Origin of the sequence: Arthrobacter sp. NPDC092385 (assembly GCF_044755105.1) — a bacterium.
Classification (GTDB): Bacteria; Actinomycetota; Actinomycetes; order Actinomycetales; family Micrococcaceae; genus Arthrobacter_D.
The window spans coordinates 54,605-75,531 of the sequence record NZ_JBIVQL010000003.1; the positions used below are offsets into that span (position 1 = coordinate 54,605).

Sequence of the window (20,927 nt, forward strand, 5' to 3'; positions counted from 1 at the left end):
CTGCCCCGCACGCCGATGGGACGGGAGCGCCCGCTTAGAGCCGGCGCTCCCGCGTGTCAGAGGGCTTTCTCGAGGCGCACGATGACCGACTTGGACGTCGGGGTCCCGCTGATGTCCGCCGTCGAATCCAGCGGCACCAGCACGTTCGTCTCCGGGTAGTAGGCTGCCGCACACCCCTTCGGCGTGGAGTAGGCGACCACGCGGAAGTCCTCTGCGCGGCGTTCGACGCCGTCGGCCCATTCCGAGACAAGGTGCACCATGTCGCCGTCGTCGAGGCCCGCCTCCGCGATGTCCTGTGGGCTCAGGAAGACGACGCGGCGGCCGTCGGAGATGCCGCGGTAGCGGTCGTCCTTGCCGTAGATCGTGGTGTTGTACTGGTCGTGGGACCGCAGGGTCTGGAGGATCAGCCTGCCCGCCGGCACGTGCGGGTACTCGAGGGTGTTGGCGGTGAAGTTCGCCTTGCCCGTCGCGGTGGTGAAGGTCCGGCTGTCCCTCGGGCCGTTGGGCAGCACGAACCCGCCGGGCTTGTCGAGGCGGTCCTCGAAGTCGTCGAAGCCCGGCACCACGGCGCTGATGTGCTCGCGGACCACCCGGTAGTCCGCCTGCGCGGCCGTCCAGTCCAGCTGCGGGGCGTTCTCGCGGAAGGGGCTCCCGGAACGGGCGAAGAGCCGGTCGCCGAGCTCGCACACGATCGCGATCTCCGAGCGCATCTCGGTGCTCGAGGGCTGCAGCCGGCCGGTCGAGGCGTGCACGGCGCTCATCGAGTCCTCGACGGTGACGCGTTGGTCGCCGCCGGCCTGGGTGTCCCGGTCCGTCCGACCGAGCGCCGGGAGGATCAGCGCACGCGTGCCGGTCACGAGGTGCGAGCGGTTCAGCTTGGTGGAGACCTGCACGGTCAGGCGAGTGTTGCGCAGGGCCTGCTCGGTGACGTTGGTGTCCGGCGTCGCGCGGACGAAGTTGCCTCCCATGCCCATGAAGACCCGGGCCTTGCCGTCACGCATGGCGCGGATGGCCGCCACCGTGTCGAAGCCGTGCCTGCGCGGGGACTCGAAGCGGAAGCGCTCGTCGAGGGCGTCGTGGAACGCCGCCGGCATCCGCTCGAAGATGCCCATCGTGCGGTCGCCCTGGACGTTCGAGTGCCCGCGGACGGGGCAGACCCCAGCGCCGGGCTTGCCGACGTTGCCCTGCAGCAGGAGGACGTTGACGACGTCGCGCAGCGTGGCGACGGAGTGCTTGTGCTGCGTCAGCCCCATGGCCCAGCAGACGATCGTGCCGGGGGAGGCGATCATGCGGTCGCCCACCTTCGTGATCTCGGCCTTGGGGATGCCGCTCGCCGCCGTGATCTCCTCCCAGCTGGTCTCCCGGAGGCTAGCGAGGTAGTCCTCGAGTCCGAGGGTGTGCTCGGCGATGAACGCGTGGTCGAACACGGTGCCCGTGGCCTCCTCGCGCTCGAGCAGGTGCTTGCCGAGGCCGCGGAACAGGGCCTGATCCCCGCCGATGCGGATCTGCAGGAAGTCGTCGGCCAGGGCGGTGCCGCCGCCGAACCGGGTGCCGAGCAGTCCCATCGGGTTCTGCGGGTTCTCGAACCGCATCAGGCCCGCCTCGGGCAGCGGATTGATGGCCACGATCGCCCCGCCGTTCTTCTTCGCCTTCTCCAGCGAGGTCAGCATGCGGGGGTGGTTGGTGCCCGGGTTCTGCCCGGCGATGATGATCAGCGGCGCGGTATCGAGATCGAGCAGCGACACCGTGCCCTTGCCGACGCCGAGGGTCTCGTTGAGCGCGGATCCGGAGGATTCATGGCACATGTTGGAGCAGTCGGGCAGGTTGTTCGTCCCGATGCCGCGCACCATGAGCTGGTACAGGAAGGCGGCCTCGTTGGAGGTGCGTCCGGAGGTGTAGAAGACGGCCTCGTCCGGACTGTCGAGCGCGGCGAGTTCGTCGACGATCACCTGGTACGCCTCCTCCCAGGACACGGGCCGGTAGTGGGTACCGCCGTCGTCGAGCAGCATCGGGTGGGTGAGGCGTCCCTGCTGGCCGAGCCAGTAGTCGTCGCGGGTCAGGAGGTCCTCGACCGGGTGGTCGGCGAAGAACGACGGCGGGACGGTGCGGCGGGTGGCTTCCTCGGCGACGGCCTTCGCGCCGTTCTCGCAGAACTCGGCGGTGTGGCGCTTGTCGCCCTCCGGCCAGGCGCAGCCCATGCAGTCGAAGCCCTTGACCTGGTTGACGGCGAGGAGGGTCTGCGCGCTCCGGACGGGTCCCATCTGGTCGAGCGAGATCTTGAGCGAGTTCAGGACGGCCGGCAGGCCTACGGCCTTCGTCTTGCGGGCGCCTACCCTCAGCCGGGACTCGTCGATGTTGTCTTTCGGCGCCTTCGTTGCCACGCTATCCACATCCTCGTGTCGAAGTCGACACACCAAGTGGTGTCTGGGGTCAACTAACCTCATCATAGGGCCGAGGTAAGGAGTGCCGAATGAACAGGGTCACGCAGCGCCGCCGCATCACCAAATTCCGCATCGGAGCGCAGACAGGACGCCGTGAGGACGTCCTCGCGGGGGAGGAGCCGCTGGAGATCCGGCTCGGCGGCAGCGCGTTCACGGTGACCATGCGCACCCCGGGCGACGACTTCGACCTCGTGGCAGGCTTCCTCGTCTCGGAGGGTGTGGTCTGGGAACCCGGCCAGCTGCCGAGCCTGCGTTACTGCGCGGGCGTGGACGATAATGGCCAGCAGACCTTCAACGTGGTCGAGGCGCAACTCCGGCCGGGAGTCGAACTGCCGGACACCGCGATGGAGCGCCACGTGTACACCTCGAGTTCGTGCGGCATCTGCGGCACCGCCTCGATCGACGCGGTGCGGAAGTCCTCCCGTTTCGACCTGCACACCGATACGTCGCCGGTCGACCTCGGGGTCCTCGCGTCCCTGCCCGACCGCCTGCGCGAGAGCCAGAAGCTGTTCGACCGCACCGGCGGCGTCCATGCCGCAGGCCTCTTCACGGCCGAGGGGGAGCTCCTGTGCCTCCGGGAGGACGTCGGACGCCACAACGCCGTGGACAAGGTGGTCGGCTGGGCGCTGCGCGAGGGGATGCTGCCCCTCCGGGGAACCATCCTGCAGGTCTCCGGCAGGGCGTCCTTCGAACTGGTGCAGAAGGCGCAGCTCGCGGGCATCCCCGTCCTCGCCGCCGTCAGCGCGCCGTCCTCGCTGGCGGCGGACCTTGCGGACGACGCCGGGCTCACCCTCGTGGGCTTCAGCCGCGGGTCCTCCCTGAACTGCTACTCGCACCCCGACCGCATCGTGGCCTGAGCAGGCTCCCGCCCTGGCCGGCGTGCCGGCCCGGGCTGCCGGGATCGGAGCCGGTGGCGCGGACCGGCGCGGCTTCGTGCACGTGTCTCGGCGCGGACCGGCGCGGCTTCGTGCACGTGCTTCGGCGCGAAAGGGCGTGTCGTCGTGCAACACGCCGCCGTTCCGGGAGGTGTCGCCGCGAAAGCCGTGCACGAAGCCGCAGTGCCGGCGGCGCGAGGCCGGTCAGAAGGGAAGGCGGATCAGAAGGGAAGGCCGGTCAGAAGGGAAGGCCTGTCAGAAGGGAAGGCGGATCAGAAGAGAAGGCCGGACAGAAGAGAAGGCGGATCAGAAGGGGTTGAGTAGGCGCTGCACGAACCGGCGCGTGCGCTCCTCGCGGGGATTGCGCAGCACCTGGTCGGGGTGGCCGTGTTCGACGACGACCCCGCCGTCCATGAAGACCACCTCGTCCGCGACCTCGCGGGCGAAGGCCAGTTCGTGCGTCACGATCACCATGGTCCACTTCTCCTCGGCGAGCTCCTTGATGACGGTGAGCACCTCGCCCACCAGTTCGGGGTCGAGGGCCGACGTCGGCTCGTCGAAGAGGAGCAGGTCCGGCTGCAGGGCGAGGGCGCGGACGATCCCGACGCGTTGCTGCTGCCCGCCGGACAGGTTGAACGGGTAGTCGTCCCGCTTCTCCGCGAGCCCGACGCGCGCGAGGAGCCGCTCCGCGTCCGCGACCGCCTCCTTCCGGGGCCGCTTCTGGACCTGGACAGGACCCTCGATGATGTTCTCGAGCACCGTCATATGCGGGAACAGGTTGTAGTTCTGGAAGACCATGGCGCTGCGGTCGCGGAGCGACAGGGCTTCCTTCTTCGTCACCTTCGCGCCGAAGTCCACCGAGGGGCCACCGCGGAAGGCGACGGTGCCGGCGTCGGGCGTCTCCAGGCCGTTGAGGCAGCGCAGCACGGTGGTCTTGCCGGAGCCCGAAGGGCCCACGAGCGCGATCACCTGGCCGCTGTCGACGTGCAGGTCGATCGAGGAGAGCACCCGGTTGGTCCCGAAGGACTTCTGCAGGCCGGTGACCTCCAGCAGGGGGCCCTCGGTGGTGTGCGGTCGCAGGGGATCAACGGGCGACATAACGGTCCAACCTCTTCTCGAGCGCGGACTGGCCGCTGGACAACACCAGGCAGAACACCCAGTAGATCGCGGCGGCCTCGAGGTACAGCAGCATGAACTGCTGGGAGAAAGCCGCGATCTGCTGCGCCTCGCGGAACAGCTCCGTCACGAGGATCAGCGAGGCCAGGGACGTGTCCTTGACGAGGCTGATGAACGTGTTGGACAGCGGCGGCACGGAGACGCGCGCGGCCTGGGGGAGGATGACGCGGCGCAGGGTCAGGGTGCGGGACATCCCGATGGTGTGTCCCGCCTCCCACTGGCCCTTCGGGACGGACAGGATGGCGGCGCGCAGGATCTCGGCCGCGTAGCCTGCCACGTTGAGCGAGAAGGCGATGATCGCACTCGGCCAGGGATCGATGGTCAGCCCGACGGACGGCAGGCCGTAGAAGATGACGAACAGCTGGACCAGCAGCGGGGTGCCGCGGATGACCGACACATAGGCGCGCGCGATGGCCGCGAGCACCGGTTGCCCGCTGATGCGCATCAGGGCGACGACGAGGGCCAGTGCGAGGCCGAGCACGAAGGACGCGAGCGACAGCGGGATGGTGCCCGTCAGGCCGCCGGAGAGCATCGGCCAGAAGGAGGTGCGCAGCAACTCCCAGTCCATCAGTCAGCTCCTCCATCCATACGCGGCTGCTTCACCGCGTGCCGGCCCCGCACTGGTGCCGGCATCACTCGCTGACGTCGGAGCCGAAGTACTTCTCGGAGATCTCGGCGAGCGTGCCGTCGGCGCGCAGTTCCCCGAGGGCCGTGTTGATGGCGTCCACGAGTTCGGTGCTGCCCTTGCGGACGGCGACGGCGCTCTCGGAGGTCTCGTCGGTCGTCGCGGCGATCTTGATGCCGGCGTTGTTGTTCGTCTTCTGGTAGTCGAGGTACGTCAGCTCGTCGTTGATCGTGGCATCCACGCGGCCCTGCTCGAGGAGCGTGACGGACTGCGCCCAGCCCTCGACGGGCTCGACGTTCGCACCGGCCTCCGTGGCGAGCTCGTACCAGTTGCTGGTCAGCGACTGCGCGGTCGTCTTGCCGGACAGGTCCTCGAAGGAGGAGATGTCGTTGTTGTCCGCGGACGTCACGATCACGCCCGAGCTGACGGTGTAGGGATCGGAGAAGTCGTACGTCTCCTTGCGCTCGTCCGTGATGGAGACCTGGTTGGCGATGACGTCGAACCGGCCTGCTTCCAGTCCGGCGAAGATCGCGTCCCACTGCGTCTCCTGGAACTCGGCCTCGACGCCCATCTTCTCCGCCACGGCGGTGATGACCTCGACGTCGTACCCGGTGAGCTCGCCGCTGCCTTCCTCGTGATAGCTGAAGGGCTTGTACGTGCCTTCCGTGCCCACGGCCAGGACGCCGGCGTCCTGGATCTCCTGCAGGCCCGTCGGTGCCGCGGACTCGGAGCCGCCGCCCTCGGTGGCCGGGGTCGACGTCGCGCAGCCCGCGAGGGCGAGGGTGAGGGCTGCGGCTGCACCAAGGATGGACAAGCGGTGGGTCATGGAATTTCCTTCGGTCTCGGATGGGCGGGCACGGCGGGTGGGGGAAATAGAAGGAGCCGCGGACGGCTTGAATCCTAGGTACGTCCGCTCCACCCGATCGGGGCCGGAGTTGAACACTACTGAGGTGAACACCGGAGCATCCACTTATTGTTCCGAAGTGTTGCGGCGGGGGCCCAGGAACCGGGGACCTAAGCTGGATCCGGCGTCCATGGAAGGAAATCGCTATGAGCATGGAAGGCGCGGCCTGGAGCTCGCTCTACAAGATTTCGACGGCGAAGGACGGCAAGCACGGCTTCTCGAGGGAATCGGTCCGCCGCATCCTCACCTTCGCCGTGCCGTACCGGTCCAAGCTGGTGCTGTTCATCATCCTGTCGGTGGCGGGCGCTTTCCTCGCGGTGGCCACTCCGGTCCTCGCCGGGCAGGTGGTCGACGTGATCGTCGCCCGCGGGGAGGTGCGCACCGTCGTGTGGCTCGCCGTCGTGATCGCCCTGGTCGCCGTGGCGGATGCCGCCGTGTCCCTCGTGACGCGCTGGTACTCGGCCCGCATCGGGGAGGGCGTCATCCTCGATCTCCGCACCGCCGTCTTCAACCACGTGCAGAAGATGCCCATCGCCTTCTTCACGAGGACACGCACGGGGGCGCTGGTGAGCCGGCTGAACAACGACGTCATCGGTGCGCAGCAGGCGTTCAGCGGCACCCTCTCCGGGGTGGTCACGAACCTCGTGGCCCTGGTCCTCACGCTCGCTGTCATGCTGAGCACCTCCTGGCTGGTCACGGTGCTCGCCGTCGTCATGCTGCCGATCTTCCTGGTCCCTGCGCGCCGCATGGGCAGCCGCCTCGCTGCGCTCCGCCGGGAGGCAGCCGACCACAACTCGGCCATGAGCACGCAGATGACGGAGCGCTTCTCGGCCCCCGGCGCCACGCTGGTCAAGCTCTTCGGGCGGCCGGACGAGGAGGCCGAGGAGTTCCGTGTCCGTGCAGCGCGCGTGCGGGACATCGGCGTGCGGACGGCGATGCTGCAGTTCGTCTTCTTCACCGCGCTGATGCTCGTCTCAGCGCTGGCGCTGGCCCTGGTCTACGGGGTCGGCGGCTTCCTCGCGCTCGCCGGGCAGCTCGACACCGGCGAGGTGGTCACCCTCGCCCTCCTGCTCACGCGCCTCTACGCACCCCTGACGAGCCTCGCCAACGCCCGGGTGGAGATCATGAGCGCGATCGTCAGCTTCGAGCGCGTCTTCGAGGTGCTCGACCTGGAACCGCTCATCCAGGAGAAGCCCGACGCCGTCGCGATCCCCGCGGGTCCGGTCGCGGTCGAGTTCGACGACGTCCGCTTCGCGTACCCTTCGGCGGACAAGGTCTCGCTCGCATCGCTCGAGGAGGTCTCCACGCTGGACACCCGCGGAGGCGAGGAGGTGCTGCACGGGGTGTCCTTCCGGATCGAGCCCGGCCAGACGGTCGCCCTGGTGGGCACCTCGGGCGCCGGCAAGTCGACCATCGCCCAGCTCCTCGCGCGCCTGTACGACGTCGACAGCGGAGCCGTGCGCCTCGCCGGGACCGACGTCCGGGACGTCACCTTCGCCTCGATGCGGCACACCCTGGGCATGGTCACGCAGGACGGCCACCTGTTCCACGAGACGATCCTCTCCAATCTCCGGCTCGCGAGGCCGGCTGCCACGGAGGACGAGGTGTGGGACGCCGTCCGGCGCGCCCGGCTGGAGCCCCTCGTCCGGTCGCTGCCGGACCAGCTGGACACCATGGTCGGCGAGCGCGGCTACCGGCTCTCCGGCGGCGAGCGCCAGCGCATGACCATCGCGAGGCTCCTGCTCGCCCAGCCGCGCGTCGTCATCCTCGACGAGGCGACGGCGGCGCTCGACTCGACGTCGGAGGCGGCCGTGCAGGCCGCACTGAGTGAGGCGCTGGAGGGCCGGACGGCGATGGTCATCGCCCACCGCCTGTCCACGATCCGCAGCGCCGACATGATCCTCGTGGTCGAGGACGGCGCGATCGTGGAGCGGGGCACGCATGACGAACTGCTGTCCGTCGGCGGCCGCTACGAGGAACTGCACCGCACGCAGTTCGCGGTGCAGAAGAACGTGGCGGTGGACGAGGAGCCCGAGGCGCTCACGGGCGTCTAGCGTTCAGCCGCGCAGCGACAGCAGTGCGGGGACCACGTAGTCGGTCAGCAGCGGGGCGAGGTCCGAGCGGTGCCGCGCCCGGTCGAGGTCGAGCCAGTCGAACTCCTCGATCTCGGCCGCGGGGGATGGCTCGGCGGTCAGCGGGCACAGGAAGACGGTGGCCACCAGCTGCGTGTCGGCCTCGTTGGCGGCCGGCCCTTCCCAGACGCCGAGCAGGGTGAGGTCCTGCGCCCCGACCGCGAGGCCCAGTTCCTCGGACAGCTCCCGCACGCCGGTCTCGGCGGGCGTCTCGCCCGGGTCCGGTTTGCCGCCGGGCTGCATGAAGAGCGCCGTCCCGCGCTTGCGCACCAGGAGCAGGCGGCCGGTGCCGTCCAGCAGGCACAGGGCGGTGACCGTGATGGTCGCAGGGTCAGCCATCGGCCTCGGCGACGTCGTCGCGCAGGAACGTGATGGGGCTGCTGTCCCACCCGATGCCCTCCGGGTGGAGTGCGCGTGTGCCGTCCGCGGTCCGCACCGAGTAGTCGAGGGCGAAGGTGTCCATGTCGGCCGTCACATCGACGAAGACCGCGACGGACTCCCGGAGAATCTGCTCCAGCTCGGCAGAGTCGTTCGTGGCGGTCCTGACAGTGACGTCCGCCTGGTTCCCCGGACCGTACCTGCCGAACTCCACGTCCGCGGACGTCACCCCGGGGACGTCCTCGAGAGCCGTCGCCCACGCCTCAGGGTCCGCCGTCGCTGTGTCGGAGCACGCGGGGAGCACCAGCAGTACCGCTGCGACGACCCCTGCTGTCCGAACGTGCTTGATGCTCTGCTTGATCACTGCCTCCTACTGACGGGAACGACGACGCCCGTGACGGCGGCCGGGTCCGAGGAGAGGAACCGCCCGAAGGACGAGTCCTCACCATAGGCGTCGGCGGGGCCACCGGCCGGCTCTGCCGCTGCGATGGAAACGACATATCCGTTGTAGTCGTGGTTGCCCAGCGGATCGTACCAGGGCGACCCGTCCGGGTCGGGCAGGGTGATGACGTCCGCTCCGTTCGGCCTCTCGGGCAGGCTCCGGTCGACGCGCAGGCCACCGAGGTCGACGCGGGGCACGAGATCGGAGGAGTGCTGGAAGGCTACGACGTCGATGTGGTCGGGCACGGCGGCGATGTCGACGGGCGAGCCGAAGGTCATCACATTGGTGACCTCGAACCGGTCGCGGAACGCCGCATCCCCGGCCAACTCCATGGCGATCATCCCGCCCTGCGAGTGACCGGACAGCAGGACAGGCGCATCGGACGGGACACCGGCCCCGATCATGGCGAGCCTCACCGCTTCGGAGGCCGTCGACGACTGGCCCGAGGCGACCTCGAGGTTGCCGGTCAGGTCGGCGGGTGTATCGCCGCTCGGCGTCCACGCCTGCGTGCCCGGGATCGAGACGATATAGGCGGGGCCGCCAGGGCCGTCCACCGTCGTGATCCGCACGGCTCCATCCTCTGCGCCGGCCACCGCCGCGTCGCCGTACGCTGCAGCGGTGCCCTCGGCGATGGCTGACAGGGAACTCGGCATCACGACCGGCGAGAAGCCCCCGTCGTCCTCGTCGACGGCCATCTCCCGCGTGCCGTCCCGAAGTGGGATCGCGTCGCCGATCGTCGCCGCGCCGTCGTCGAGGAAGTGCGGATCCTCCGTGCCGACGGTGCCGATCCGGTAGGCGAGGTTCCCGGCACTTCCCGCGAGGAGCGCGCCCCCGGCCACGACCTCCGTGACCGAGGGTGGCTCGCTGCCCAGGAAGAGCCCGCCGAAGTGCAGCAGGTCCTCGGTGACGTCGGGTGTCGAGCCGGCCACCTCGCCGGGGAGCTCCCCCACGCCGGCGGCGATGAAGCCGCCCGCGTCCGACAGCAGGCCGATGCCCCAGTCGAGGCCGTCCTCCGCCCAGTCCCCGCCCCGGGTGACGCCATCGCCGATCGTGTCGATCACGCCGTCCACGCCGTCGACTGCGTCATCCCACAGATCCGTGAAGGGGTTGCCCGAGCCCTCGTCACCTCCGCGACGCGCCGATCCGCTGCCGGCACCGTCGGATCCGCCGCCTCCGGCCGTCGTCACGGAGCTCGCGTCCTCCTGCTGGTCCGCGTCGGCCAGGGCCGTGCGGGACGTCTCGTGCAGCGCGGCCCCGACCTGGCGCAGGACGGGCGCATGCCGGCTGAACCAGGCATGCCGGAACTGCTCGGCGTCGCCCCCGCCCCAGGACGTCCCCCGGACCGCGGTTCCGACGAGGGACGCCATGTCCTCGAGCGAGCGCGAGGACACCTCGAGCAGGCGGGCGAGGTCCCGGACCTGGCCCGGATTCATACCGACCAGGCCCGTCATGCCGCACCGCCCCGCACCCCGGCAGCAGCCAGCGCCCCGGTGAGCGCGAAACCGATCTCCCGCGCGATATGCCCGGCCTGCACGGGCACGACGACGGCGGCCGGTCGGTCGTCCACGCGCCGCGTCCTGATGGAGTAGAGCTGGTCGTCGCGCAGCGCCCACATGCCCGCCCACCCTCTCGGCGTCCCTCCGACGTTCCAGGCCAGTTCGGCCGTGACCTGGGAGGTGCACTTCCGGGCGACGTCGAGCGCCTCCGGGGCGTCGACCCCGGAATCCGCGTCCAGGACGGAGGTGGCCTCCGCTGCGCCGGCGCGGAGCTGGGGGAGGGGCGGGAGGATGCGCCGTACGCCATGCCAGAAGTCGTCCGTGGAGAAGAGACTGACCTCGACCGCCGGCTCGGTGCCCGTGATGCGGACGCCGCCGTCGGCCGTCGACTCGAATGCACGGCGTCGGTGCACGCAGACGACGCGCGCTCCGGCAAGGCTGAGGGTGCTCTGCCCCGAGATGCCGTTGTAGGTGGCGGTGAGGCGGACGACGATCTGCGGCTCGGCGACGACGGTCAGGGCCTGCTTCCAGGTGTCGGTCAGCCCGTCCTCGGAGGCGATGCCCGCGAAACCCAGTTCCTGCCGCGCAGCGCTGCCGGCATCGGGGTGGCCACCGCCTGCCCCGTGCCCGTCGTCCCCGGGCTGTCCTGCCATGGCCTGCGCCGACTGCCAGGCGGCAACCGATATCCTGACGAGCCGCGCCGGCCCCTCCATGTAGTCCCCCATGGGGTCCAACCTACCGGGCACCCACGAAAAGGAGGATGGGCAGACGTGCCCATCCTCCTGCTCCGCCACCCTTCGGTGACACTGTGTGCCCCTGGCCGGAATCGAACCGACGACCTTCCCTTTAGGAGAGGGACGCTCTATCCTACTGAGCTACAGAGGCTCGGACCCGGTGTTGCTCCCGATCCGGCGGTCCTAGCTTACCCGTTCTTCGTCCCGGTTCCCGCGCTCGCCCGCAGGTCCACGCACGCGCCGTGGTAGGAAGACGGACGCCGCTCCGGCGACCAGGCTCACCGCCAGCAGCACCCAGCGCAGGACGGTCAGCGTCGAGGCCAGTGCCACGGCCCCGGCCTCGGGTGCGGACTGGGCCAGCAGTGTGTCGATGGCGATGTTCTCCCACAGGTCGACGACGACGAACAGGATCACGGGCGACCACAGCAGCCAGCGCAGCGGGCGCCGTGCGACGTTGAGCTGCACCAGGAGGAGCCAGGCGAAGGAGAAGATCAGCGGGAACAGCGTGCCGGCGGTCCTGTGCAGGTAGCTCAACTGGCCGCGTGCGTCGTCGTCCATGGCCTCGCGCAGGCGCTGCGCGTACCCGGCGTCGTATCCTCCCACCATCATGTCCGGCATGGTGAGCCCGTCGGACAACTGCGTCATCTGGCCCAGCGTGAGCAGATGGAAGTACCAGAAGAGGAACAGGGAGGCGACGGCGGCTGCGATCAGGATGAGGCCCGCGTTGGTCTTCTGGCTCTTTCCGGGCACAGCGGAGGGTGGAGCCGCCGCCGTGCCGGGTCGGTGCTTGCGTGCGATCTGCGCCCTCGTCTTTGCCACCGTCCCAGTATGGGCGACCCGCCGGACGCCCGCACAGGACGCTGCCGACGCTGCGCGGACCGGAGAGCGATGAGGTGCCATCACCCGGTCTGCGCGAGGTTGTGATTGCCTTCACAGTCGAAGCAGGGTTTTCTGGTGGGATGGCAATTCACTCCGCACTACCCATGGCACCTGTGGCAGAGGACGTCGGATGGCTCGCGGCCGTCGATGAGGCGATCAACAACGCCTTCGCGAAACCCACCGAGATCTTCTCGAGCATCGTCTTCTTCCCCATCACCATCGGGGACGTCAGTTTCCCCGCCGTCGTCGCCTGGCTCATCCTTGCCGGCATCATCTGCACGATCTACTTCGGGGTTCCCCAGTTCCGTGGCCTCAAGGTCGGCTACGAAGTGGTCCGGGGGCGCTACTCCTCCAAGGACGATCCGGGCGAGGTCCCCCACTTCCAGGCCCTCACGTCCGCACTCTCGGGCACCGTCGGCCTGGGGAACATCGCCGGTGTCGGCGCCGCCATGGCCCTCGGCGGGCCCGGAGCGACGTTCTGGATGATCTGCGCGGGACTGATCGGCATGGCCACGAAGTTCGCCGAATGCACCCTCGGCGTGAAGTACCGCGAGGTCCACGAGGACGGGACCATCAGCGGCGGGCCGTTCAAGTACCTGCCGATCGCCTTCCGGAAGCTCGGCCGCATCCCTGCGAAGATCCTGACCGGCATCTTCGCGGTCGCCATCCTGATCTTCGGCGTGGCGGGCGGCAACATGTTCCAGGCGAACCAGACCTTCGCCCAGGTGCAGAACGTGACCGGTGGCGAGGACGGCTTCCTCGGCAGCGCCGGAGCCGCCCTCATCTTCGGCGTCGTCCTCGCCTTCCTGGTCGCCGTCGTCATCCTCGGTGGCATCAAGTCGATCGGCGCCACGACGTCCCGCCTGGTCCCGGCCATGGGCGGCGTCTACGTCCTGGCGTGCCTGTTCGTCATCATCGTGAACATCGGGCAGGTGCCCGCTGCCTTCGGTGCGATCATCAGTGGCGCCTTCAACCCTCAGGGCATCGCGGGCGGCATCCTCGGCGTGCTGATCGTCGGCTTCCAGCGGGCGTCCTTTTCCAACGAGGCCGGCGTCGGCTCCGCGGCCATCGCCCACTCTGCCGTCCGCACCCGCCGACCGGTCAGCGAGGGCTTCGTGGCCCTCTACGAGCCGCTCGTGGACACCGTGCTGATCTGCACCATGACTGCCCTCGCGATCGTGATCGCCGGGGCCCCGAGCCTGCAGGCGGGCATCAACCAGGTTCAGGGCGGAGGGGATACGCCCGACGGCGTGATCCTGACCTCGGATGCCTTCGCGACGGTCCTGCCGTGGTTCCCGATCGTCCTGGCCATCGCCGTCGTCCTGTTCGCGTACTCCACGCTGATCACCTGGTCCTACTACGGACTCAAGGCCTGGGAGTTCCTGTTCGGCCGCGGCAAGGTGGCGGAGGTGACCTACAAGGTCATCTTCCTGTTCTTCACCGTCGCCGGGTGCGTGCTGACCTTCAGCCAGGTCATCAGCTTCGCCGACGCCGCGCTGTTCGTCTGCGCGTTCATCAACCTGCTCGGCGTGTACTTCCTGCTCCCCGTGATCAAGCGGGAGATGCGCGAGTACCTCGCGGACCGCAAGAGCGGGAAGCTCCTCATCCTCGGCATCGAAAAGGACGAACTCCAGACCGGGGCATAGGCACACCTGCCCCGGCCACAGCTGCCCCCGCCGGCGTGCCGGCGGGGGCAGCACCGTGTCCGGGGCCGGCCCGGGGTGAGTGTCGGGGGCACGGCCTAGAATTGAAGGATCATGGACATGCTCTTCGATCCCTACGTCTCCCCGCCCACGCCTGCCGAGAAGAAGCGTGCACGGGAGGCGGCGATGGCGGCGGCCGCCGAGCCCACGGATCCCGCGGCCGGCCACGTGCCCTCGCGGGTCGGCGTGGACGAGCACCGCGCCCAGGAACTCCTGATGGGCCTGAACCCCCAGCAGGAAGAAGCCGTGAAGCACGGCGGCTCCCCGCTGCTGATCGTCGCCGGTGCGGGCTCCGGCAAGACCCGCGTGCTGAGCCACCGGATCGCGTACCTGCTGGCCACCGGCCGCTCCCACCCCGGCCAGATCCTGGCCATCACGTTCACGAACAAGGCCGCAGCCGAGATGCGGGAGCGCATCGAGGCCCTGATCGGCGACGTCGCGAAGCGCATGTGGATCTCGACGTTCCACTCCTCCTGCGTGCGGATCCTCCGGCGTGAAGCCGCGTCCGTCGGCCTCAACTCGAACTTCTCCATCTACGACTCCGCGGACACGCTGCGCCTCATCACGCTCGTCGCCAAGGGGCTCGACCTCGACCCGAAGAAGTTCGCGCCCAAGGCAATCCAGCACAAGATCAGCGCGCTCAAGAACGAGCTGATCGACGAGGAGACGTTCGCCTCGGGCGTCAACCTCTCCGATCCCTTCGAGCAGGCGGTGGCCGAGGTCTACACCGGGTACGCCCAGCGCATGCGCCAGGCCAACGCCATGGACTTCGACGACCTGATCGCGCAGACGGTCTACATGTTCCGGGCCTTCCCAGGGGTGGCCGACTACTACCGGCGTCGCTTCCGCCACGTCCTCGTCGACGAGTACCAGGACACCAACCACGCCCAGTACGCCCTGGTCCGGGAGATCGTCGGCGTGCCGGGCGAGTCCACCGAGGACCCGGCCGAGCTCACGGTCGTCGGCGACTCCGACCAGTCCATCTACGCCTTCCGCGGCGCGGACGTGCGCAACATCGTCGAGTTCGAGAACGACTACCCGAGCGCCCGGACCATCCTGCTAGAGCAGAACTACCGCTCCACCCAGAACATCCTCAGCGCAGCGAACGCCGTCATCTCACGCAACCCGAACCGGCCGGAGAAGCGGCTGTGGACCGCCGAGGGCAGCGGCGAGAAGATCGTCGGCTACGTGGGCGAGAACGAGCACGAGGAAGCCCGCTTCATCGCGGAGGAGATCGACCGGCTCCAGGACGAGGAGAACCTCCGCCCCGGGGACGTCGCGATCTTCTACCGCACCAACGCGCAGTCGCGGTCCATCGAGGAGATCCTGCTGCGCGTCGGGCTGCCCTACAAGGTGGTCGGGGGCACGCGCTTCTACGAGCGCAAGGAGATCAAGGACGCGCTCGCCTACCTGCGCGTCCTGGTCAATTCCGACGACGTCGTCAACCTGCGCCGTGTCCTGAACGAACCCAAGCGCGGCATCGGTGACCGCGCCGAGTATGCCATCGCGGCCCTGAGCGAACGCGAGCGGGTCAGCTTCATGGAGGCGCTGCGACGGGCTGACCAGGCGCCCGGCATGGCCACGCGCTCGGTCAATGCCGTGGCCGGCTTCGTGAAGCTGATCGACGACCTCGCGGAAGTGGCGAGCGGCTCGGGCGCCTCCGCTGCCCTCGAGGCCGTGCTGGAGCAGACCGGCTACCTCGAACAGCTCCGCACCAGCAACGATCCGCAGGACGAGTCCCGCGTGGAGAACCTCGCCGAACTCGTCGCCGTCGTGCGTGAATTCGAACGGGACAACCCCGAGGGGACGCTCGGGGACTTCCTCGAACAGGTGTCCCTCGTGGCGGACGCGGACCAGATCCCGGATGCACCGGACGGCTCCGCGGCCGAGGTGCAGCGCGCCGTCGAGGAGGCGCACCGGCAGGGCGTAGTCACGCTGATGACGCTGCATACCGCCAAGGGCCTGGAATTCCCCGTGGTCTTCCTGACCGGCATGGAACAGGGGATCTTTCCGCACCAGCGCTCCGCCACCGATCCGAAGGAGCTCGCGGAGGAGCGGCGCCTGGCCTACGTGGGCCTGACCCGCGCGCGGCAGCGGCTCTACATCAGCCGGTCCGAGGTGCGCAGCATGTGGGGCCAGAGCCAGTACAACCCGGCGAGCCAGTTCGTCAGCGAGATCCCCGAGGACCTGATCTCCTGGAAGCGCGAGGGCGCGGCCAAGTCCGCCTGGACCTCCAGCGGCAGCATCAGCGGCCCGCGCTTCAGCGGGTCCTACTGGGGTGCCAGCGGTGGCGGCTTCAACGGCAGCGCGCCGGCGGCCTCGAAGAGCGTGGGACGCGTGCAGCCCCAGAAGGAAGTCGTCTCGGTGGTGGTCGGGGACCACGTCAACCACGCGAGTTTCGGGAACGGCACGGTACTCTCCGTCGAGGGAGCAGGCGACAAGACCGTGGCCAAGGTCCGGTTCGATGTCGGGGAGAAGCGGCTGCTGTTGCGCTACGCGCCGCTGACCAAGGTGGCCTGACCGGTTCGACGCAGTGGGGGAGACGACGATGGGGAAGACCCCGATGGGGGAGACCTCCACGAGGCTGCGGCCGGACAGGCGGAGGGCAGCCGCCGCCGGCGCCGTCCTCGCGGGATTGCTCCTGGCCGGCTGCGTGCAGTTGCCGGCGTCCGCCCCGGTGGTGGACCCCACGCCCGCCGCCCCCGGGCCCCTCGAGGAACTCACCGCCATGGACGCCCTGTCGCCCGAGGATCTCGGACTCCCGCCCGACGCCGCCTCCGTCGCGGTGCTCGGCGCGGACCGGAGCGCCTACTGCGCCATCAGCACCAAGCAGGGGGGCGTGTTCGCAAACCCGGTGGACCCGCGGATGGCAGGCGGCGAGAAGGACGACACGGAACTCGAGGTGGACGCTGCCTACTGTGAGCTCGCCGCGTATCCCGCACCGGCGGAGGCCGCGGACGACTGCAACGGGACGAACCTCGGTTTCAAGGGCGGCACCCTCATGCTCACCGCCGATACCTTCGCGTACGGGAGCTGCCGCATCGGGATGACGCCCATGGAGGCGGAGTTCGCGGCGGGCGTCCAGGACAGGGGCGGTCCGATCTCACGGCTTCCCGTCCTCGAACGGGGCCAAGCCGTCGAACTGCGTGGCTTCCGCTGCGGACCCGGACGGGACGGCATGATCTGCGGCAACCTCGGGAGTGGAAAAGGCTTCACCGCGAACCGCGAATCGGTCACCGAATTCGGGTGAAAAAGCCCAACGAACGAGGGCCGATTTTCTACGCAGGATAGAAGTGTGGCCTTACTCACTAAACCGGTAGTCTGGAAAAGGCCTCAGGCCCGAGGGGCTAAAGTTCCCTCTTGTAAACCTACTTCGACGTAGAAGGACTCTAGCCCGTGGACCTGTTTGAATATCAGGCGCGCGATCTCTTTGAGGCACACGGAGTTCCCGTGCTCGCCGGCATCGTGGCGCACACCCCAGAAGAAGCAAAGGCAGCAGCCGAGAAGATCGGCGGCGTCGTCGTCGTCAAGGCTCAGGTCAAGGTGGGCGGTCGCGGCAAGGCCGGCGGCGTGAAGGTCGCGAAGACCCCCGACGAGGCCTACTCCTACGCTTCGGACATCCTCGGGATGGACATCAAGGGGCACACGGTCCACACGGTGATGATCGCGCAGGGCGCCGACATCGCCGAGGAGTACTACTTCTCCGTCCTGCTCGACCGCTCCAACCGCAACTACCTCGCCATGTGCTCGGTGGAGGGCGGCATGGAGATCGAGCAGCTCGCCGTCGAACGTCCCGAGGCGCTGGCGCGCATCGCGGTCGACGCCGGCACCGGGATCGACCAGGCCAAGGCCGAGGAGATCGTCGACGCCGCAGGTTTCGCCCCCGAGCTCCGTGAGGGCGTGGCCAACACCATCCTCAAGCTGTGGGACGTCTTCGTGAAGGAGGACGCCACGCTCGTGGAGGTCAACCCGCTCGTGAAGACCGGCGCCGGTGACATCGTCGCCCTCGACGGCAAGGTCACCATCGACGAGAACGCCGGCTTCCGCCACGCGGACCACGCCGCCCTCGAGGACAAGGACGCCGCGGACCCCCTGGAGGCCAAGGCCAAGGAGAACGACCTCAACTACGTCAAGCTCGACGGCGAGGTCGGCATCATCGGCAACGGCGCGGGGCTGGTCATGTCGACCCTCGACGTCGTGGCCTACGCCGGCGAGGCGCACGGCAACGTGAAGCCCGCCAACTTCCTGGACATCGGAGGCGGAGCGTCCGCCGAGGTCATGGCCGCCGGCCTCGACGTCATCCTCAACGACAGCCAGGTCAAGAGCGTCTTCGTGAACGTCTTCGGTGGCATCACCGCATGCGACGCCGTCGCCAACGGCATCGTCAAGGCCCTCGAGATCCTCGGCGACGAGGCCAACAAGCCCCTCGTGGTGCGACTGGACGGCAACAACGTCGAAGAGGGCCGCCGCATCCTCGCCGAGGCCAACCACCCGCTGGTGACCATCGCCGACACCATGGACGAAGGCGCCGACAAGGCTGCCGCGCTGGCCTACGGAAAGTAAAGGGAACACCCCCATGTCTATCTACCTCAACAAGGACTCGAAGGTCATCGTCCAGGGCATCACGGGCGGCGAGGGCACCAAGCACACCGCCCTCATGCTGAAGGCCGGAACCCAGGTGGTCGGCGGCGTCAACGCGCGCAAGGCCGGTACCACCGTCACCCACGGTGACGTCACCCTCCCCGTGTACGGCACCGTCGAGGAAGCCATCAAGGAGACCGGCGCGGACGTATCGATCGTCTTCGTTCCGCCGGCCTTCACCAAGGACGCCGTCATCGAAGCCATCGAGGCCGGGATCGGGCTCGTCGTCGTCATCACCGAAGGCGTCCCCGTGCAGGACTCGGCCCAGTTCTGGGCCCTCGCGCAGTCGAAGGTCGACGCCGACGGCAAGCAGGTCACCCGGATCATCGGCCCGAACTGCCCCGGCATCATCACGCCCGGGGAGTCGCTCGTGGGCATCACCCCGGCGAACATCACCGGCAAGGGCGGTGTGGGCCTCGTCTCGAAGTCCGGCACGCTGACCTACCAGATGATGTACGAACTGCGTGACCTCGGCTTCTCCACGGCCATCGGTATCGGCGGTGACCCGGTCATCGGCACCACGCACATCGACGCCCTGGCGGCGTTCGAAGCAGACCCCGAGACCAAGGCGATCGTCATGATCGGCGAGATCGGCGGCGACGCCGAAGAGCGCGCCGCGGAGTTCATCAAGGCTCACGTCACGAAGCCCGTGGTCGGCTACGTCGCAGGCTTCACGGCCCCCGAGGGCAAGACCATGGGCCACGCGGGCGCCATCGTGTCCGGTTCCGCCGGAACCGCCCAGGCCAAGAAGGAGGCCCTCGAGGCCGCTGGCGTCAAGGTCGGCAAGACGCCCTCCGAGACCGCGAAGCTGCTCCGCGAGGTCTACGCGACGCTCTGACATCGCTCCTCCCGCGACAGCCTCCCCCGCACTCCTGCGAGGGAGGCTGTTCGTCTTTGCGGGCCCGGCACGAACAGGGGATGCGGTCGTGTCAACGCGGACCCGGCATCCGGAGCCCCTGCGGGAGCGATGGCCGGGCACGTAGCGTGAACAGGGACGTTTTTCGGCCCGCGGCCCTGACCCGGGCTCGCGGATCACAGTGAGCAGCAGGAGATCGGCGGGCGATGAGCAGCGTGACGCGGAGTGGCACGGTGGACGCGGCGGGTACCGACGGCGACCAGCAGCGGAGGTACCTCAGGCGGGTCACATGGGTGGCGACCCTGGGCGGGCTGCTGTTCGGCTTCGACACCGGGGTCATCAACGGGGCCCTGCCCTTCATGGTGGACGACCTGGAGCTCACCGCCTTCACCGAGGGACTCGTCGCGAGCTCGCTGGTCTTCGGCGCGGCGTTCGGTGCCCTTGTCGGTGGCCGGCTGGCGGACGCCCACGGCCGCAGGAGGATGATTCTCGTGCTCGCCGTGGTGTTCCTGCTCGGCACCCTCGGGACCGCCCTCGCGCCGGACGTCACGGTCATGGCCGCCTCGCGGCTGGTCCTCGGGCTGGCGGTGGGCGGTGCCTCAGTGATGGTGCCCATCTTCCTCGCGGAACTCTCACCGGCGGCGCACCGTGGGCAGACGGTCACCCGCAACGAGCTGATGATCGTGACGGGTCAGCTGATCGCCTTCACCACCAGCGCCTTTCTGGGCAACGTCTTCGGCGACAGCTCCGGCATCTGGCGCTGGATGCTCGTCCTGGCGACGCTTCCGGCGGTCGGCCTGTGGATCGGGATGCACTTCGTGCCGGAGAGCCCCCGGTGGCTCGCGGCCCACGGTGCCTTCGGGGTCGCCCTGCGCGTGCTGCAGCTGCTGCGCCCGCCGGCGGTCGCACGGCAGGAGTACGAGGAGGTCAGGTCGCTGGCCATCGAGGACCGCGAGCGGGAGCACGCGAGCCTCCGTGACCTGCGCGAGCCCTGGCTCCGCCGGATCGTCGTGGTCGGCCTCGGCCTGGCCGTGATCCAGCAGATCACGGGCGTCAACTCGATCATGTACTACGGCACGCAGATCCTCATGGTGGCAGGCTTCGGGACGCAGGCGGCACTCACGGCGAACATCGCCAACGGCGTCATCTCCGTCGCCGCGACCTTCGTCGGCATCTGGCTGCTCGGCAAGGCAGGCCGCCGTCCCATGCTGCTGGCGGGCCAGATCGGCACCACCTCCGCCCTGCTCGCCATCGGCGTCGTCTCCCTGCTGGTGCCCGAAGGCACGGCGAGGGGCTTCCTCATCCTGGCGCTCACCGTGACCTTCCTCGCCTTCCAGCAGGGCGCCATCTCACCCGTCACCTGGCTGATGCTGTCCGAGATCTTCCCGATGCGCCTGCGCGGCCTCGGCATGGGTGCGGCCGTCTTCGTCCTCTGGATGGTCAACTTCGCCGTCAGCCTCGGCTTCCCGATCCTCATGGACGCCATCGGCATCTCGACCACGTTCTTCGTGTTCGTGGTCCTCGGCGTCGCGGCCATCCTCTTCGCCCGCCGGTACATCCCCGAGACCCGGGGGAAGACGCTGGAGGAACTGGAGCAGCAGTTCAGGCAGGCCGCAGGCAGGACCCGGCGGTAGGGTGGCCAGGG

Annotated in this window: 17 protein-coding genes and 1 tRNA gene; 8 read left to right on the top strand and 10 right to left on the bottom strand. The window is 69.0% G+C overall.

Features of this window, described 5'->3' with window-relative positions; genetic code table 11:
- Nucleotides 1-56: 56 nt before the first annotated feature.
- Entirely contained in the window at nt 57-2,381 is a 2,325-nt protein-coding gene (locus ACIQCY_RS05320; protein WP_400482849.1) for an FdhF/YdeP family oxidoreductase, read from the bottom strand.
- Between the two features lie 89 nt (nt 2,382-2,470).
- Between ACIQCY_RS05320 and fdhD the strand changes: the two genes are divergently transcribed.
- On the top strand, nt 2,471-3,298 hold the full coding sequence (gene fdhD, locus ACIQCY_RS05325; RefSeq protein ID WP_400482850.1) for a formate dehydrogenase accessory sulfurtransferase FdhD: 828 nt from the start codon (nt 2,471-2,473) through the stop codon (nt 3,296-3,298).
- 324 nt (nt 3,299-3,622) lie between these two features.
- Here the strand turns inward: fdhD and ACIQCY_RS05330 are convergent, their stop codons facing one another.
- The 3 genes from ACIQCY_RS05330 to ACIQCY_RS05340 all read right to left on the bottom strand — a co-directional run bounded on the left by ACIQCY_RS05330 (nt 3,623) and on the right by ACIQCY_RS05340 (nt 5,943).
- Complete coding sequence (locus tag ACIQCY_RS05330; RefSeq protein ID WP_400482851.1) at nt 3,623-4,414, bottom strand: amino acid ABC transporter ATP-binding protein; 792 nt, start codon at nt 4,412-4,414, stop codon at nt 3,623-3,625.
- Complete coding sequence (locus ACIQCY_RS05335; RefSeq protein ID WP_400482852.1) at nt 4,401-5,060, bottom strand: amino acid ABC transporter permease; 660 nt, start codon at nt 5,058-5,060, stop codon at nt 4,401-4,403. The genes ACIQCY_RS05330 and ACIQCY_RS05335 overlap by 14 nt, the downstream gene beginning before the upstream one ends.
- Before the next feature lie 64 nt (nt 5,061-5,124).
- On the bottom strand, nt 5,125-5,943 hold the full coding sequence (locus ACIQCY_RS05340) for an amino acid ABC transporter substrate-binding protein (RefSeq protein ID WP_400482853.1): 819 nt from the start codon (nt 5,941-5,943) through the stop codon (nt 5,125-5,127).
- A gap of 224 nt (nt 5,944-6,167) precedes the next feature.
- Between ACIQCY_RS05340 and ACIQCY_RS05345 the strand changes: the two genes are divergently transcribed.
- The gene (locus tag ACIQCY_RS05345) at nt 6,168-8,075 is read left to right on the top strand and encodes an ABC transporter ATP-binding protein (protein WP_400482854.1); all 1,908 of its coding nucleotides are present in this window, start codon (nt 6,168-6,170) and stop codon (nt 8,073-8,075) included.
- Nucleotides 8,076-8,078: 3 nt separating this feature from the next.
- Here the strand turns inward: ACIQCY_RS05345 and ACIQCY_RS05350 are convergent, their stop codons facing one another.
- From ACIQCY_RS05350 to ACIQCY_RS05375, 6 genes are all read right to left on the bottom strand, one after another.
- On the bottom strand, nt 8,079-8,492 hold the full coding sequence (locus ACIQCY_RS05350) for an NUDIX domain-containing protein (RefSeq protein WP_400482855.1): 414 nt from the start codon (nt 8,490-8,492) through the stop codon (nt 8,079-8,081).
- Nucleotides 8,485-8,895 carry a hypothetical protein gene (locus ACIQCY_RS05355; RefSeq protein WP_400482856.1) on the bottom strand — a complete coding sequence of 137 codons (411 nt, stop codon included), beginning with the start codon at nt 8,893-8,895 and terminating at the stop codon, nt 8,485-8,487. The genes ACIQCY_RS05350 and ACIQCY_RS05355 overlap by 8 nt, the downstream gene beginning before the upstream one ends.
- A complete protein-coding gene (locus tag ACIQCY_RS05360) occupies nt 8,892-10,424 on the bottom strand; it encodes a hypothetical protein (RefSeq protein WP_400482857.1) in 1,533 nt (510 codons plus the stop codon). The genes ACIQCY_RS05355 and ACIQCY_RS05360 overlap by 4 nt, the downstream gene beginning before the upstream one ends.
- Nucleotides 10,421-11,194 (bottom strand): hypothetical protein, encoded by a 774-nt coding sequence (locus ACIQCY_RS05365; protein ID WP_400482858.1) that lies wholly within the window; start codon nt 11,192-11,194, stop codon nt 10,421-10,423. The genes ACIQCY_RS05360 and ACIQCY_RS05365 overlap by 4 nt, the downstream gene beginning before the upstream one ends.
- A gap of 86 nt (nt 11,195-11,280) precedes the next feature.
- A tRNA-Arg gene (locus ACIQCY_RS05370) sits at nt 11,281-11,354 on the bottom strand.
- 32 nt (nt 11,355-11,386) lie between these two features.
- On the bottom strand, nt 11,387-12,022 hold the full coding sequence (locus tag ACIQCY_RS05375) for a hypothetical protein (protein ID WP_400482859.1): 636 nt from the start codon (nt 12,020-12,022) through the stop codon (nt 11,387-11,389).
- Between the two features lie 164 nt (nt 12,023-12,186).
- On the opposite strand from ACIQCY_RS05375, the gene ACIQCY_RS05380 reads away from it, so the two are divergent.
- The 6 genes from ACIQCY_RS05380 (at nt 12,187) to ACIQCY_RS05405 (ending at nt 20,916) form a co-directional block, all read left to right on the top strand.
- Nucleotides 12,187-13,728 (top strand): alanine/glycine:cation symporter family protein, encoded by a 1,542-nt coding sequence (locus ACIQCY_RS05380; protein ID WP_400482860.1) that lies wholly within the window; start codon nt 12,187-12,189, stop codon nt 13,726-13,728.
- 111 nt (nt 13,729-13,839) lie between these two features.
- Complete coding sequence (gene pcrA, locus ACIQCY_RS05385) at nt 13,840-16,305, top strand: DNA helicase PcrA (protein ID WP_400482861.1); 2,466 nt, start codon at nt 13,840-13,842, stop codon at nt 16,303-16,305.
- 28 nt (nt 16,306-16,333) lie between these two features.
- On the top strand, nt 16,334-17,035 hold the full coding sequence (locus ACIQCY_RS05390; RefSeq protein ID WP_400482862.1) for a hypothetical protein: 702 nt from the start codon (nt 16,334-16,336) through the stop codon (nt 17,033-17,035).
- 146 nt (nt 17,036-17,181) lie between these two features.
- Nucleotides 17,182-18,348, top strand: coding sequence for an ADP-forming succinate--CoA ligase subunit beta (gene sucC, locus ACIQCY_RS05395; protein ID WP_400482863.1), 1,167 nt, complete (start codon nt 17,182-17,184; stop codon nt 18,346-18,348).
- Nucleotides 18,349-18,361: 13 nt separating this feature from the next.
- Nucleotides 18,362-19,264 carry a succinate--CoA ligase subunit alpha gene (gene sucD, locus ACIQCY_RS05400; RefSeq protein WP_400482864.1) on the top strand — a complete coding sequence of 301 codons (903 nt, stop codon included), beginning with the start codon at nt 18,362-18,364 and terminating at the stop codon, nt 19,262-19,264.
- Nucleotides 19,265-19,488: 224 nt separating this feature from the next.
- Nucleotides 19,489-20,916 (top strand): sugar porter family MFS transporter, encoded by a 1,428-nt coding sequence (locus ACIQCY_RS05405; protein ID WP_400482865.1) that lies wholly within the window; start codon nt 19,489-19,491, stop codon nt 20,914-20,916.
- The last annotated feature ends 11 nt before the right edge of the window (nt 20,917-20,927 follow it).